General features: G+C 65.7%; 11 protein-coding genes. 5 read left to right on the forward strand and 6 right to left on the reverse strand.

Going from position 1 to position 14,487, the window contains the following annotated elements:
* Positions 1 to 28: 28 nt before the first annotated feature.
* The gene (ahpF, locus tag A9513_RS30985; protein WP_065086395.1) at positions 29 to 1,594 is read right to left on the reverse strand and encodes an alkyl hydroperoxide reductase subunit F; all 1,566 of its coding nucleotides are present in this window, start codon (positions 1,592 to 1,594) and stop codon (positions 29 to 31) included.
* A gap of 197 nt (positions 1,595 to 1,791) precedes the next feature.
* Positions 1,792 to 2,355, reverse strand: a complete 564-nt coding sequence (gene ahpC / locus A9513_RS30990) for an alkyl hydroperoxide reductase subunit C (RefSeq protein ID WP_037016170.1) — start codon at positions 2,353 to 2,355, stop codon at positions 1,792 to 1,794.
* A 467-nt stretch (positions 2,356 to 2,822) separates the two neighbouring features.
* Between ahpC and xdhA the strand changes: the two genes are divergently transcribed.
* The 4 genes from xdhA (at position 2,823) to A9513_RS31010 (ending at position 9,473) form a co-directional block, all read left to right on the forward strand.
* A complete protein-coding gene (xdhA, locus tag A9513_RS30995) occupies positions 2,823 to 4,247 on the forward strand; it encodes a xanthine dehydrogenase small subunit (RefSeq protein ID WP_065086396.1) in 1,425 nt (474 codons plus the stop codon).
* Complete coding sequence (gene xdhB / locus A9513_RS31000) at positions 4,240 to 6,579, forward strand: xanthine dehydrogenase molybdopterin binding subunit (RefSeq protein ID WP_065086397.1); 2,340 nt, start codon at positions 4,240 to 4,242, stop codon at positions 6,577 to 6,579. Before xdhA ends, xdhB begins: the two co-directional genes overlap by 8 nt.
* Positions 6,576 to 7,436 (forward strand): xanthine dehydrogenase accessory protein XdhC, encoded by an 861-nt coding sequence (gene xdhC, locus A9513_RS31005; protein ID WP_038803470.1) that lies wholly within the window; start codon positions 6,576 to 6,578, stop codon positions 7,434 to 7,436. Before xdhB ends, xdhC begins: the two co-directional genes overlap by 4 nt.
* A 108-nt stretch (positions 7,437 to 7,544) precedes the next feature.
* Positions 7,545 to 9,473 carry a methyl-accepting chemotaxis protein gene (locus A9513_RS31010; RefSeq protein WP_024766267.1) on the forward strand — a complete coding sequence of 643 codons (1,929 nt, stop codon included), beginning with the start codon at positions 7,545 to 7,547 and terminating at the stop codon, positions 9,471 to 9,473.
* A gap of 471 nt (positions 9,474 to 9,944) precedes the next feature.
* Here A9513_RS31010 and A9513_RS31015 read toward each other — a convergent pair whose 3' ends face one another.
* The 4 genes from A9513_RS31015 to A9513_RS31030 form a co-directional block, all read right to left on the reverse strand.
* The gene (locus A9513_RS31015) at positions 9,945 to 10,535 is read right to left on the reverse strand and encodes a YigZ family protein (RefSeq protein ID WP_037009957.1); all 591 of its coding nucleotides are present in this window, start codon (positions 10,533 to 10,535) and stop codon (positions 9,945 to 9,947) included.
* Positions 10,532 to 11,200 carry a TetR/AcrR family transcriptional regulator gene (locus A9513_RS31020; RefSeq protein ID WP_024766265.1) on the reverse strand — a complete coding sequence of 223 codons (669 nt, stop codon included), beginning with the start codon at positions 11,198 to 11,200 and terminating at the stop codon, positions 10,532 to 10,534. Before A9513_RS31020 ends, A9513_RS31015 begins: the two co-directional genes overlap by 4 nt.
* 160 nt (positions 11,201 to 11,360) lie before the next feature.
* Positions 11,361 to 11,843, reverse strand: coding sequence for a hypothetical protein (locus A9513_RS31025; protein ID WP_065086398.1), 483 nt, complete (start codon positions 11,841 to 11,843; stop codon positions 11,361 to 11,363).
* Between the two features lie 184 nt (positions 11,844 to 12,027).
* On the reverse strand, positions 12,028 to 12,864 hold the full coding sequence (locus A9513_RS31030) for an outer membrane protein OmpK (RefSeq protein ID WP_024766263.1): 837 nt from the start codon (positions 12,862 to 12,864) through the stop codon (positions 12,028 to 12,030).
* 573 nt (positions 12,865 to 13,437) lie between these two features.
* Between A9513_RS31030 and A9513_RS31035 the strand changes: the two genes are divergently transcribed.
* Positions 13,438 to 14,229 (forward strand): helix-turn-helix transcriptional regulator, encoded by a 792-nt coding sequence (locus tag A9513_RS31035; RefSeq protein WP_024766262.1) that lies wholly within the window; start codon positions 13,438 to 13,440, stop codon positions 14,227 to 14,229.
* Positions 14,230 to 14,487: the final 258 nt, after the last annotated feature.

Raw genomic sequence — 14,487 nt, forward strand, 5'->3', positions numbered from 1 at the left:
GGGCGTTTCTTTCTCTAGCGCGAGGTCATCAGGCTGGCGCGGAGGAGCGGATCAGGTGATCGAAGGCGGAGAGCGACGCCTTGGCGCCTTCGCCGACCGCGATCACGATCTGCTTGTACGGTACGGTGGTCACGTCGCCGGCGGCGAAGATGCCGGGTAGCGAGGTTTCACCACGGGCATCGACGATGATCTCGCCACGCGGGCTCAGCTCGATGGTGCCCTTGAGCCACTCGCTGTTGGGCAGCAAGCCGATCTGCACGAAGATGCCTTCCAGGTCGATGGACTTGAACTCTTCCGAGTTGCGGTCCTTGTAGACCAGGCCGGTGACCTTCTGGCCATCGCCTTTCACTTCGCTGGTCAGCGCGCTGGTGATCACGTCCACGTTCGGCAGGCTGAACAGCTTGCGTTGCAGCACGGCGTCGGCGCGCAGCTTGCTGTCGAACTCCAGCAGGGTCACGTGGGAGACGATACCGGCCAGGTCGATGGCCGCTTCGACGCCGGAGTTGCCGCCGCCGATCACCGCCACGCGCTTGCCCTTGAACAGCGGGCCATCGCAGTGCGGGCAGAAGCACACGCCCTTGGCCTTGTACTCCTTCTCGCCCGGCACGCCCATTTCGCGCCAGCGGGCGCCGGTGGCCAGGATCACCGACTTGGCCTTCAGGCTGCCGCCGCCCTCGAACTGCACTTCGTGCAGGCCGCCGACGCTCTTGGCCGGAATCAGCGCGCTGGCGCGCTGCAGGTTCATGATGTCGACTTCGTAGTGCTTGACGTGCTCTTCGAGCTGGCGCGCCAGTTTCGGGCCTTCGGTCTCGGTCACCGAGATGAAGTTCTCGATGGCCATGGTGTCCAGCACCTGGCCGCCGAAACGCTCGGCGGCAACGCCGGTGCGGATGCCCTTGCGGGCGGCGTAGATCGCAGCCGCAGCGCCGGCCGGGCCACCGCCGACGACCAGGACGTCGAACTCTTCCTTGGCCGACAGCTTCTCGGCTTCGCGGGCAGCGGCGCCGGTGTCGATCTTGGCGAGGATTTCTTCCACGCCCATGCGGCCCTGGCTGAACACTTCGCCGTTCAGGTAGATGCTCGGCACCGACATGATCTGGCGCTGCTCGACTTCATCCTGGAACAGCGCGCCGTCGATGGCGACGTGGCGGATGTTCGGGTTGAGCACGGCCATCAGGTTCAGCGCCTGCACCACGTCCGGGCAGTTCTGGCAGGACAGCGAGAAGTAGGTTTCGAACTCGAACGTGCCCTGCACGCCCTTGACCTGCTCGATCACGTCGGCCTCGAGCTTGGACGGGTGGCCGCCGACCTGCAGCAGCGCCAGCACCAGGGAAGTGAATTCGTGGCCCATGGGGATACCGGCGAAAGTCAGGCCGATGTTCGCCCCCGGGCGGTTCAGCGAGAACGACGGCTTGCGGCCATCGCTGCCATCTTCTCGCAGGGTGATCTTGTCGGTCAGGCCGACGATGTCGTGCAGCAGTTCGCTCAGTTCGCGGGATTTGTCGCTGTCATCGAGGGAAGCGACGATCTCGAACGGCTGCTGAACCTTTTCCAGGTAGGCCTTCAACTGGGTTTTAAGAGTGGCGTCCAACATGATCCAGATCCTCGGAATTTGAGCAAAGGGGTTCCCCGGCGAGCCTTCTGGCCCACCCTACGCACGCTTTTGGCTTTAGGTAGGGAGGATGCCGGTAGGCATCCTCGGGGTACTGCAAAACGGTGGGGGAAGCGCTGTGGGCGGGCGCCCGGTGGTTGCGCGGCAGGAGCTGCCGCGCAACCGCTTCCCGGCCGTTCTTAGATCTTGCCGACCAGGTCCAGGGACGGAGCCAGGGTCTTCTCGCCTTCTTTCCACTTGGCCGGGCAGACTTCGCCCGGGTGAGCCGCGGTGTACTGGGCAGCTTTCAGCTTGCGCAGGGTCTCGCCGACGTCACGAGCGATCTCGTTGGAGTGGATTTCGACGGTCTTGATCACGCCTTCCGGGTTGATCACGAAGGTGCCGCGCAGGGCGAGGCCTTCTTCCGGGATGTGCACGCCGAAAGCGTTGGTCAGCTGGTGGGTCGGGTCGCCGATCAGCGGGAACTGAGCCTTGCCAACAGCCGGGGAGGTTTCGTGCCACACCTTGTGGGAGAAGTGGGTGTCGGTGGTCACGATGTAAACCTCGGTACCAGCGTCACGGAACGCAGCGTAGTTGTTGGCGGCGTCTTCGATCTCGGTCGGGCAGTTGAAGGTGAAGGCTGCCGGCATGAAGATCAGTACCGACCACTTGCCCTTCAGGGACTGCTCGGTGACTTCGATGAACTTGCCATTGTGGAAAGCGTTGACCTTGAACGGTTGGACTTGGGTGTTGATCAGGTTCATTAGGCAATTCCTCGTAGAGAGTTGTCGTTTAATCGAGTGGGTCGATCGTTAGAAATTCGACAGGTAGAAGATTATCGTCTGATGACAAAAAAGGCCCATTGATTTAGGGCATTAGGAATATTGAGTATTTCTATGAGGGTGGCTATAAAAGGAAGAAGTTTCCTATCAAGCGAAACGCGGGATCCTACACCTGAATTCCCGCTTCAAGGGCTCTGCCTGGCGGCTTCAAGCCCTCCCCCCGAGTCCGGCGGCTTGCACCGGTCTTCACACCTTGGCGCGAAAGCCGCTCGAGGGCAACGGCAAACGCGACGTACGGTGCCTCGCCCTGCCTTGCCAGCCCCTGCTTTTTTGCCCTGCCCGCCCACGCGCCTATGCTTGTTTGCGTGGGCCGCTAACGCAGGGTTCTCGCCCGTTCCGGTCAGCCTTCGCGAAGCGGCACGCCGCACGCATGACGACGAGGACTCCCGATGATCCAGTTCCTGCTCGGCGAAGAAGCAGTCCAGGCCGACGGGTTCGCGCCCGAGACCAGCCTGCTCGACTACCTGCGCATCCACCGCGCCGGCACCGGCACCAAGGAGGGCTGCGCCTCGGGCGACTGCGGCGCCTGTACCGTGGTGCTCGCCGAGCCCGAGGGCGAAGCCTTGCGCTACCGTGCGGTGAACGCCTGCATCACATTGCTTGGGGCGGTCCACGGACGCCAGGTGCTGACCGTTGAGCACCTGGGCGAACCCGGCGCGCTGCACCCGGTCCAGCAGGCCATGGTCGATTGCCACGGCTCGCAGTGCGGCTTCTGCACACCCGGCATCGTCATGTCGCTGTTCGCCTGGCACCATTCACCGCCGCCACATAGCCGCGAGACGGCGCTGACGGCACTTTCGGGCAACCTGTGCCGCTGCACCGGCTACCGGCCGATCCTCGATGCCGCCGCGCAGATCGCCGGACAGCCGTGCCTGGACAGCTTCGAGCAGAACAGTGCCCTGACGGTCGCCCGCCTGCGGGACATCTCCACAGCCGGCGCCCTTTGCGAAGGCACGGCGCAGGCCTGGTTGCCCGGTTCGCTGGACGAATTGGACGACTTGCTTCAGCGCCATCCGCAGGCGCGGCTGATCGCCGGCGGCACCGACCTGGCGCTTGAAGCGACGCAGAACCTCAAAGCGTTCACGGCGCTCATCCACCTCGACCGCGTCGACGAGCTGCAACGCCTGGAACGCCATGCCGACCACCTGCTGATCGGTGCCGCGCGCCCCTATGCCGACTGCCTCGCTGCACTGGACGAATTCCCCGGCGTGAGCGCCTTGCTGGAACGCCTCGGCTCCCTGCAGATCCGCCAGCGCGGCACCCTGGGCGGCAACATCGCCAACGCCTCGCCCATCGGCGACACGCCGCCGGTATTGCTGGCCCTGGATGCGACGTTGCGCCTGCGCCAGTCGGGAGCCGTGCGCGAGGTGCCTGTCGATGGATTCTTCACCGGCTATCGCAAGACCGTCCTGCAGCCCGGCGAGTACATCGAAGCGGTGTTGATCCCGCGCCTGGGCAGCCACCAGCGGTTCCGCGTCGACAAGGTGTCCAAACGCCGCGACGACGACATTTCCGCCGTGTGCATGGCGCTGCGACTGGACCTCGATGACAACGCCATCGTCACCGATGTGCGCCTTGCCTACGGCGGCATGGCGGCCACGCCCCTGCGCGGCCTGCGGACCGAAGCGGCGCTGCGCGGCAAGCCATTCGACACAGCGGCCGTCGTTGCGGCGCAGGCCGCGATCCCGGAGGATTTCCAGCCCATCGACGACCTGCGCGCCAGCGCCGCCTATCGCCTGAAGGTGGCGCAGAACCTGCTGCAGCGCGCACTACTGGAATGGTCCGACAATGCCGCGGAGGTGCGCCATGCGTAGCCTGCCACCGCTGGCCAGCAATGGCGTCGCGGTCGCCATCCACAGTGCGGGCCAGCCCCGCGAACACGACAGCGCAGCGCTGCACGTCAGCGGCGCCGCGCGCTACGTGGACGACCTGAAGGAGCCGCGCGACCTGCTGCACGCCGCCGTCGGCGTCACGGAAATTGCCTGCGGCGCCGTTCTTTCCCTCGACCTCGACGCGGTGCGAAGCGCCCCCGGCGTAGTGGCCGTGCTGACCCTGGACGACGTGCCCGGCCACACCGACATCGGCCCGGTGTTCCCCGGCGACCCGTTGCTGGCCGGCGAGCGGGTGAAGTACCACGGGCAAGCACTGTTCGCCGTCGCGGCGCACAGCCTGATCCAGGCACGCCGGGCGGTACGCCTGGCGAAGGTCGAATACGCGCAGGAAGATCCGCTGATCGATCCGCTCAAGGCAAAGGCCGAGGAACGCTTCGTACGCCCACCGCACCACATGCGCCGGGGCGATGCGCAAACGGCGCTGGAGAAAGCCCCGCACCTGCTGGAAGCCCGCCAGTTCATCGGCGGCCAGGAGCATTTCTACCTCGAAGGCCAGGCTTCGCTGGCACTCCCCGGCGACGACGGCGGCATGCTGGTGCACACCTCCAGCCAGCACCCCAGCGAAGTACAGAAACTGGCGGCCGAAGTGCTGGCGATCCCGTTGGCCAAGGTCACCGTGGAAGTGCGCCGCATGGGCGGAGGCTTCGGCGGCAAGGAAACCCAGGCCGCGCCCTTCGCCTGCCTCGCCGCGCTGCTCGCCCGCAAGACCGGGCAAGCCGTGAAGCTGCGCCTGCCACGCGCCGACGACATGCGCCTGACCGGCAAGCGCCACCCCTTTCACAACCGCTACCGTGTCGGCTTCGACGAAGAAGGCCGGTTGCTCGCCGCGCAACTGGAAGTGGTGGGCGACTGCGGCCATTCGCCGGACCTCTCCGACGCCATCGTCGACCGCGCGATGTTCCACGCCGACAACGCCTACTTCATCCCCGACGTGGCCATCTCCGGCTACCGCAGCTTCACCAACATCGTCTCGCACACCGCCTTCCGCGGCTTCGGCGGGCCGCAGGGGATGATGGTCATCGAGCGCGCCATGGACGACATCGCCCGCGCGGTGGGCAAGGACCCGCTCGATGTGCGCAAGCTCAACCTCTACGGAGGAACGGGGCGCGAGCTGACGCCCTACCACCAGAAGGTCGAGCACAACCTGCTGGGCGAGCTGATCGCGCGCCTGGAAACGAGCAGCGACTACGCCGCGCGCCGCTTGGCGATCCATGACTTCAACACGCGGAGCCCAGTGCTGAAGAAAGGCCTCGCCCTGACACCGGTGAAATTCGGCATCTCCTTCACCGCGCAGCACCTGAACCAGGCCGGCGCGCTGATCCACCTCTACACCGACGGCAGCATCCAGCTGAACCACGGCGGCACCGAGATGGGCCAGGGCCTGAACACCAAGGTCGCGCAGATTGTCGCCGAGGAATTCCAGGTACCGCTGGAGCGCGTGGTGATCACCGCCACGCGCACCGACAAGGTGCCCAACACCTCGCCCACTGCCGCTTCCAGCGGCACCGATCTCAATGGCATGGCTGCCCGCGATGCGGCGCGGACGCTGAAGAAACGGCTGGTCGACTTCCTTGCCGAACGCGACGAGGTGAAGCCGCAGGAAGTACGTTTCGAACACGGCGGCATAACGGTGGGAACCCGGCACCTCGACTTCGTCGAGGTCATCCAGGCTGCCTACTTCGCGCGCATCCAGCTTTCCGCCACCGGTTTCTACCGCACGCCGAAAATCTTCCACGACCGCGAGAAGGGCCAGGGCCATCCGTTCTTCTACTTCGCCTACGGCGCGGCGGTGTCCGAGGTGGAAGTGGATACGCTGACCGGCGAGTACCGCGTACTGCGCGTGGACATCCTCCATGACGTCGGCCGCAGCGTTAACCCGGCCATCGACATCGGCCAGATCGAGGGTGGCTTCATCCAGGGCATGGGCTGGCTGACCACCGAGGAACTGCGCTGGGACGATGCGGGCAAGCTGCTCACGGTGGGGCCGGCGACCTACAAGATTCCGGCGGTGAGCGACACGCCGGAAGACTTCCGCGTGGCACTGTTCGAGCGCCCCAACGAGGAGGACAGCGTGTACTTGTCCAAGGCCGTGGGCGAGCCGCCGTTCATGCTGGCGATCTCGGTGTGGTCGGCGCTGCGCGACGCCATCGCCAGCCTCGCGGATTACCGCCTGAGCCCCGACCTGGATACACCGGCGACACCAGAGCGGGTACTCTGGGCCTGCGAGGCGATGCGCCAGGAGAACCGAGCATGACCCGAACCTGGATGGACGCCGTCGCCGGCCTGCGCGACAGCGCCGAGGGCTACGTGCTGATCACGGTGATCGGCGTGCAGGGCTCCACGCCCCGCGAGTCCGGCAGCAAGATGCTGGTCACCGCCGGGGAAATCTTCGACACCATCGGCGGCGGTCACCTGGAGTTCGCTGCCATCGAGCACGCCCGCAAGCTGCTGCTCGGAGGCCGCGACAGCCAGGCGCTGGAACACTTCCCCCTCGGCGCACGGCTGGGCCAGTGTTGCGGCGGGCGTGCCAGCCTGCTGTTCGAATGCTTTGCCGCGCGTGGACCCCAGGTCGTGCTGTTCGGTGCCGGCCACGTCGGCCGCGCCCTCGCGCCATTGCTGGCAGGTTTGCCGTTGCGCCTGGAGTGGGTCGACAGCCGCGCGGCGGAACTTCCCAAGGCCGTCCCTGACGGTGTGCGCATGCGCCTGCTGGAGGAACCCGAGGACGCCGTGCACGAAGCGCCGCCGGGCAGCTACTTCCTGGTCATGACCCACAACCATCCACTGGATTACGCCATTGCCGAAGCCGTGCTCAAGCGCGGCGACGCCGGCTTTCTCGGCATGATCGGCTCGCGCACCAAGGCGCGGCGCTTCCAGATGAGGCTGGAGCAGCACGGTTATCCACCGCAGGTGATCGAGCAGATGCATTGCCCCATCGGTCTTGGCGAAGTGCCCGGCAAACGCCCGCTGGAAGTGGCCATCTCGGTCGCCGCCCAGGTCATCGCCCGTTATCACCAGGACGCCCCTGCCCGGCAGACGCGCGAAGGCGTGGAATGGGCCGCGCTATGTAGCGAAGGTGCGTGCGGCGACACGCCAGCGGACGCAAAAACCTGACCAGTGGGACAACAGTTTTTCCCGCTGCCGCCGATACACTCAACGACCCCGTCTCTTCGCCCGCCGCCCGGCGGGCGTTTCGTTGTGCGTCCGGAGGAAAACAAGAAAATGCGCCTGCGAAGTATCCAGACCCAGCTCATCCTCAGCATGGGCGCCGCCCTGCTCATCAGCCTGCTCATCGTCCTGGGCCTCTATGCCGTGCTGGTCAACCGCCTGAGCGAGCGCTACCTGCTCGAACAGGCGCTGCCCGCGAGCATCCAGGCGATTGCCAATGACTTCGAGAAGCGCCTCACCGGCCCCATCACCGCAGCGGCCGGCATCGCCGACAACACCCTGGTGCAGGACTGGCTGGCCGCCGGCGAAAGCCCCGCGCAACTGGCCGAGTTCACCCGCTACCTGGGCGGCATCCGCGCCTCGCAGAAGGCCTTCTCCGCGCTGATCACCTCCAACGCCAGCGGCGCCTACTACAGCGACAAGGGCAAGGAACGCACGCTGAGCCGCAGCGAGCCGAAGGACAGCTGGTACTTCCAGTTCATCGACAGCGGCAAGCCGCGCATGTGGAACATCGACACCGACGGCAGCACCGGCGAACTGGCGCTGTTCATCGACCAGCGTGTGGAGCGCGACGGCAAGCTGCTCGGCATCGCCGGCCTGGGCCTGGAGATGCGCGAACTGTCGACGCTGATCAGCGACTTCCGCTTCGGCCAGTCCGGGCGCGTGTACCTGGTGAAGAACGACGGCCAGGTACAGATCCATCCCGACGCCACGCTGCCCAAAGGGCGCAGCCTGGGCGACCTGATCGGGCCCGGCGCGGCGAGCGCACTGCTCGGCCAGCAGGGTTTCCACAGCGCTCGCTTCGAACGCAACGGCGAGGCCTACCTCGCCGCCAGCCTGCCGCTGCATGACCTGGGCTGGACCCTGGTGAGCGAAGTGCCGGAGGCGGAAATCTATGCCGACGCCCGCGAGGCGCTGGCCTTCTCCGGCCTCGCCGGAGCAGTGGTCGCCCTGCTCTGCCTGGCGCTGGTGATACTCATGGCGCGCAGCCTCGCCAGGCCGATCCGCCAGGTGACCAGTGCGCTGCTGGAGATCGGCGGTGGCGGGGGTGACCTCACCCGCCGCCTGGACGACAGCCGCGCGGACGAACTGGGCGACCTGGCGCGCGGCTTCAACCGCTTCCTCGAAGGCCAGCGCGCGCTGATCAGTGCCGTGCTTGGCACCAGCCAGCAACTGCTGCGCACCGTCGGCGAAGTGGCGCAGGTGGTGGACAACACCGCCGACCGTGCCGGCCGCCAGCAGGAAATGACCGACATGGTCGCCACGGCAGTGAACGAGATGGGCAGCACGGTGCAGGAAATCGCCCGCAACGCCGAGCAGGCGGCCAGCGCATCGCAGCAGGCGCGCGACGAAGCCGGCGAAGCGCGGCGGGTGGTCGGCGGCTCGCTGCAGGTCGGCCAGCGCATGTCCGGGGAGATCGGCGAGGCGGCCGGCGCGGTCGGCGAACTGGCCGGGCAGGTGGCGAGCATCGACCAGGTGCTGGCAGTGATCCGCGGCGTCTCCGAGCAGACCAACCTGCTTGCCCTCAACGCCGCCATCGAGGCGGCGCGCGCCGGCGAACTGGGCCGTGGCTTCGCCGTGGTCGCCGATGAGGTACGCACGCTGGCCAGCCGCACCCAGGGCTCCACCGACGAAATCCTCACGATCATCCAGCGCCTGAAGGGCGGCGCGGAGGCCGCAGTGCGCTCGATGCAATCCAGCCAGCAGACCACCGGGCAGAGCCTGGCGGCCAGCGAACAGGCCGGCGCTTCCCTGGGCGCCATCGCCGACCAGGTGGAGCGCATCAGCGACATCAACCACCAGGTCGCCACGGCCACCGAGGAGCAGTCGGCGGTGACCGAGGAGATCAACCGCAACGTGCAGGGCATCGCCGATCTCGCCCACGCCACCACCCGCGAAGTGCAGCATGGCCGCGAGCAATGCCGCGAGCTGCGAACCCTGGCCGACGACCTGGCGCGGCAGATGGCGCAATTCCGTCTTTGAAGGCACTGGCGCCGGCCATGCGCCGGCGCCTTTTCCCCAGAGTTACCCACAGATTTTCAAAGCGAAGCGGCAGGCTTTTCGCCAAGGCTGGCGGTGGATGACGGCCGATAAACTCACGATGTGTCTCAACGACGAGACACCTTGCCCACACGTTGCCCACAGATTGTCCAGAGAGTTGCCCCCAACCTGTCGGGTGCCGTCCGCCCATCCAGCCAAAAGCCCGGACCCAGGCCCCGCAAGCCCTGCATCAATCCAGTGAATAATTTACCGAATGGTCAGGAGTGATCCCGAGCGGCGTTTCCGGCGCAATTCATCCACAACTTTTCCACAGCTTGTTCATATTTTGCTCAACAGGCCGGCGACGAATTGCTCAGAAAATGAGCGATGCCCTGCAGCCTCCGGACGGCGCAGGCAGGAGCCGACCTGCCACAGGTTATCCACAGGTGGTTCCACGGGATTTGGGGAGAAGAATCAGGCGTCCAGCAAGCGCGCCCGGATACGACCGCGGCTGAGGTCACCGAGCAGCTTCTGCAACGGCTCGATCCGGGTGGTCGGCAGGACCGCCGTCACCTGCACGCCCTCCCCACCGAAGGTTTCGTCCTCGATGCTGGCACCGAGCGCAAGGACTCGCGCCTTGAACAACGCATGCTCGGCGAAGGTGCAATCGAAGGCCAGCCGGCTGCTGGGCACCAGTTCGACCCGCTCGGCGTCCTGCAGGCATTTCGCCGCGCAACCCCCATAGGCGCGGGCCAGGCCGCCGGTACCGAGCTTGATACCGCCGAACCAGCGGCTGACCACGACGACCACGCGGTCCATGTCCTGCCCTTCGATGGCCACCAGCATGGGCCGGCCGGCGGTGCCGCCGGGCTCGCCGTCATCGCTGAAGCGGTACTGGTTGCCCAGCTTCCACGCCCAGCAGTTGTGCCCGGCACTGGCGTCCCGGTGCGCGGCGAGGAAGGCCTGGGCCTCGGCCTCGCTGGCAATAGGTGCGGCCACGCACTGGAAGCGGCTCTTGCGGATGTCTTCTTCGTAGCGGGCGAGGCCGGCCAGGGTGAAACTCATGCGGAGGTCGGCGGCGTCAGCCCGCAACCCTTGAGGATGATGCGGATGAGGTTGTCGCTGGCGTCGCTGAAGTCCTGCCTGGACATGCGCTTGCGACCGGTGACGAAACCGATCTGGGTAGCGAAGTCGGCGTAGTGCTGGGTGCTGCTCCAGATCAGGAAGATCAGGTGCACCGGGTCCACGGTGTCCATCTTGCCGGCCTCGATCCAGGCCTGGAACACGGCGGCGCGGCCGGCGAACCAGGTGCGGTAGTCCTGGCTGAAGTGTTCGGAGAGGCATTCGCCACCACTGATGATCTCCATGGCGAAGACCCGCGAGGCCTGCGGGTAGCGGCGGGAGAATTCCATCTTGGCGCGGATATAGGTGGCCAGGGCCACCGCGGGGTCATCATCCACGGTGAGGTGGTTGAAGGTGCTGTCCCACAGTTCGAGGATGTTGCTCAGCACCGCTACGTACAGCCCCAGCTTGTTGCTGAAGTAGTAGTGCAGGTTGGCCTTGGGCAGGCCGACGCGCTGGGCGATGGTGTTCATGCTGGTGCCCTTGAAGCCGTGGCGAGCGAACTCCTCCTCGGCGGCGGCGAGGATGGCTTCCTCGTTCTTCTGGCGAATGCGGCCGGCGGGCTTTTCGCCGTTGGGTGCGGTATGGGCGGGTACCTGGAGGGTCATGCGGGATATCCGTGCATTGAGCGGTGGCGCTGCATGGATAACCCAGGCGGGTAGCGGGATTCAAGCGCAACAAGGAAAAAGCTGGGAACCGGCCTGCGGGCAGCGGCCGGTTCCAGCCTTGAGACAGCGATGCCCCCGGCACAGACCGGAGGCACTGTGGTTAGCGGGTTGTGCCAGTGGTGCCGGAAGAGCTGTGGTGCCCGCCGCCACCATGGTTGCCGATGGCAGCACCGACGGCGACGATGGCGGCGCCGATACCGACGGCAGCACCTACCGACATATTGCCGTAGAGCGGACGAGCAAGACCCAGCCCCGCGCAACCGTCCGGAACCGGCACAACCGCGACACCGCGCTGCTTGGCATCCTGATCATCCTGGCGCGCCTGCTCAGCCGCCGCCTGGTCATCCTGCTTGCCGCCGCCCCACAACGGTTGGCATTCGGTCGTGGCGACCACAGCCTTTTCTTCCCGCGCTGGCTCCTCGGGAGCTGCTGGCTGCGTGTGCGTTACCACGTCCTGGTAGAAGCCGCCCGCGTGCGTCCTGTCGTGGAGCTCAGTGGGAGGAATGCTCGGATGCCCGAGCGGCGCTGCCAGCACGGGGGTGCATATGCTCGCGACGATGGTCGCGATCAACAGTTTCTTCATGGCTCACATCTCCTTGGTGAAGCTAAAGAGAGACAAAGCTAGAGCAGCGCAGCGCCTCGACCAATTGGGGCGCAGCTGTTCGGAATGTCGGCAATTTCCGAAGTTTTTGCGGGACAATCTACGAAAGGTGCAGCGGCGGCATCAGAAAGAACCACCCCGCCAGGCGGCGGGGTGAGTCGTGACATCAGAAGTGGTACTTGACCAGTGCGCTGACGGTGTTCTGGTCGGTGGTGAAGAACTGCGAGTCCTTGATGCCGTACTTGTCGGACCAGTAGTCGTACTCGATACCGACGTACAGGTGCTTGGCCTCGTAACCCATGGCCTTGCCCAGGTCGTACTTCACCTGCGGGTTGAAGTGCAGGTTGGCGTGGTAATCCGACTGGTTGCGGCGGCTGGAGCTGGCGTCCTTGTTGTTCACGACCCAGTCCATGAAGCCGTCGAACAGGATGTCGGAGTTGCCCACCGGGAAGGTGATGGCCCAGGCCGGGGTGATCTGCCAGGCGCCGGACGGCACGCGGTTGCCGTCGGGCTTGCGGTAGTAGAAGTTCAGCTGGAAGTAATCGAAGCCCGGCAGCGCCAGGTCGAAGCCCGGGCCGAGCAGGTAGGACTCGACGTCGCCTTCGCCGAACTCGTAGGTGCTGGCCAGCAGCACGTCCTTGATCGGGCCGAAGGACAGGTCGGTGCCGGTGATCTTGCCGAACGACAGGCGCGGGCTGAACTCGCCGTAGTAGGTGTTCTTGCCGTTGGTGGCGCTTTCCTTGCCGTTGTAGTTGATCTGGTCGACGAAGAACCAGATGTCACCCCAGGTCCAGGCGCTCGCGCTCTCGAAGGTGAAGGTCTGCTGGATCGGCGGGTCTACCTTGAAGTTCTTGCCCCACAGGTAGGTCAGGCTTTCGTTGTGCCAGATCAGCGGGCCGTCATTGGATGCCGGAGCCGGGGTCAGGTCTTCACCGCCAGCCATGGCCTGCCCGGCCGCGAGCAGCCCGCCGGCGAGCAGCAGGGATGCGAGAGTGCGAGTCATGCGTTGCTCCTAATCAGTGCAGTCGTGTTGCGTTTTTTAATTGTCGGTGGAACCTGTCCGGTCGGTCAGGCCTGGCGAGGAAAAGCAAGATTGGAGCCAATCCTGACCAGATGTTCCATTTTTATGACGAACCCCTCGGGATCCGCTCCTTTGGCAGAGAAGACGCAGGTGCACGGGCCGGGCCATTTCTTGACCCACAGGACAACTTCGCCTGATTCAAGGGCATCGCGCCATCGGCAAGCACAGGAATGGCAACCACTAACCGGCAGATTGGATACATGGATAACCTGTGTTGAAACGAATCAACACAAATTATGTATACAAGTCTCTTGTGGGAAATCTACCCAACAGCCCTCGGTGCACACCACGCGTTTTTCCGGGCGCGGATGATGCCAGACAAGAGCATCGACTACACCTGTCAGGTTGACTCGGGCCGCCGGGCGGTCTCGCTTTGCGCCGCCGCCGAGGGCACTGGACACTGCGGTTTCCCGGCACAGCCAGGCGCCGTGCTTGAGGCTCCAGGGCTGGCCTGCCAGACTTTGGCCATCAGCGACACTTTCCAAAGATGTACCGATGAAAGGACAACCCCCCGAGCTACAACGCCTGATTCCGGTGCTCGACCGCCTGCCGCGGCCAGTCTACGCGCGTGCCGAGCGGCTACGCGCGGGCTCCTGGACCAGCCGGCACCACCACGCGTGGGTGCAGCTGTCCTATGCCATCACCGGCGTACTGGGTGTACACACGGCCGAAGGCAGCTTCTTTGCCCCGCCGCAGCGGGCCATCTGGATTCCGGCCTTCCTTGACCATGAGGTGGTGACCTCGACCCAGGCGGAAATGCGCAGCCTGTACATCCGCGACGACGCCTGCCGTTGGGCGCCGGACCGCTGCCGGGTGCTGGAGGTGACGCCGCTGGCGCGCGAGCTGGTCAAGAGCTTCTGCGAGCTGCCGGTGGATTATCCACAGGGCGACAGTGCCGAATCGCGGCTGGTGGAAGTGCTCCTGGACCAGCTGCGCCACCTGCCGGAGGTCGCCTTCTCCCTGCCGATGCCACAGGAGGGACGGCTGCTGCAGTTGTGCCAGACGCTGATCGACCACCCCACCGACAGCCATACCCTGGGTGACTGGGCGCAGCGCATCGGTACGTCGGAGAAGACCTTGTCGCGGCTGTTCCAGCGCGAGACCGGCATGACCTTCCGCCTGTGGCGCCAGCGCCAGCGTCTGCTCGCCTCCCTCGGCTCGCTGGAGGCGGGCGACAGCGTCACGGCGGCGGCGCTGGATTGCGGCTACGACTCCACCTCGGCCTATATCGCCTCGTTCAAGGGGTTGTTCGGCTTTACGCCGGGGGATTTGTTCCGCCAGCGGTGACCGTGCCGGCGGGTACCGATTGCGGACGAAGTCCGCTCCCGCCCAAAGCCTGACCCCGCGTGGGAGCGGAGTCCGTCCGCGATTGGCTGAGCCCCCCAGACGAAGCTGAAGCGCCCTTCTACAGGCGCCCACCTATCGGCGGATTTCCGCTCAACATCCCCGCCAATCGGCGCCGCTTCGCCTGCCGCCGCCACCCCATAAATAGACAAGACCCTAGTGCCACGCGGCTTTCTGGCCTTGGCACGGTGCCTGCTATCG

The sequence above is a fragment of the Pseudomonas sp. AU12215 genome (genome assembly GCF_001675465.2).
Taxonomy (GTDB): Bacteria; Pseudomonadota; Gammaproteobacteria; order Pseudomonadales; family Pseudomonadaceae; genus Pseudomonas; species Pseudomonas nitroreducens.

Bases quoted from the DNA above. Each gene is read 5' to 3' on its own strand.
- ahpF (WP_065086395.1), bottom strand. From the start codon at position 1,594: ATGTTGGACGCCACTCTTAAAACCCAGTTGAAGGCCTACCTGGAAAAG.
- ahpC (WP_037016170.1), bottom strand. From the start codon at position 2,355: ATGAACCTGATCAACACCCAAGTCCAACCGTTCAAGGTCAACGCTTTC.
- xdhA (WP_065086396.1), top strand. From the start codon at position 2,823: ATGATCCAGTTCCTGCTCGGCGAAGAAGCAGTCCAGGCCGACGGGTTC.
- xdhB (WP_065086397.1), top strand. From the start codon at position 4,240: ATGCGTAGCCTGCCACCGCTGGCCAGCAATGGCGTCGCGGTCGCCATC.
- xdhC (WP_038803470.1), top strand. From the start codon at position 6,576: ATGACCCGAACCTGGATGGACGCCGTCGCCGGCCTGCGCGACAGCGCC.
- A9513_RS31010 (WP_024766267.1), top strand. From the start codon at position 7,545: ATGCGCCTGCGAAGTATCCAGACCCAGCTCATCCTCAGCATGGGCGCC.
- A9513_RS31015 (WP_037009957.1), bottom strand. From the start codon at position 10,535: ATGAGTTTCACCCTGGCCGGCCTCGCCCGCTACGAAGAAGACATCCGC.
- A9513_RS31020 (WP_024766265.1), bottom strand. From the start codon at position 11,200: ATGACCCTCCAGGTACCCGCCCATACCGCACCCAACGGCGAAAAGCCC.
- A9513_RS31025 (WP_065086398.1), bottom strand. From the start codon at position 11,843: ATGAAGAAACTGTTGATCGCGACCATCGTCGCGAGCATATGCACCCCC.
- A9513_RS31030 (WP_024766263.1), bottom strand. From the start codon at position 12,864: ATGACTCGCACTCTCGCATCCCTGCTGCTCGCCGGCGGGCTGCTCGCG.
- A9513_RS31035 (WP_024766262.1), top strand. From the start codon at position 13,438: ATGAAAGGACAACCCCCCGAGCTACAACGCCTGATTCCGGTGCTCGAC.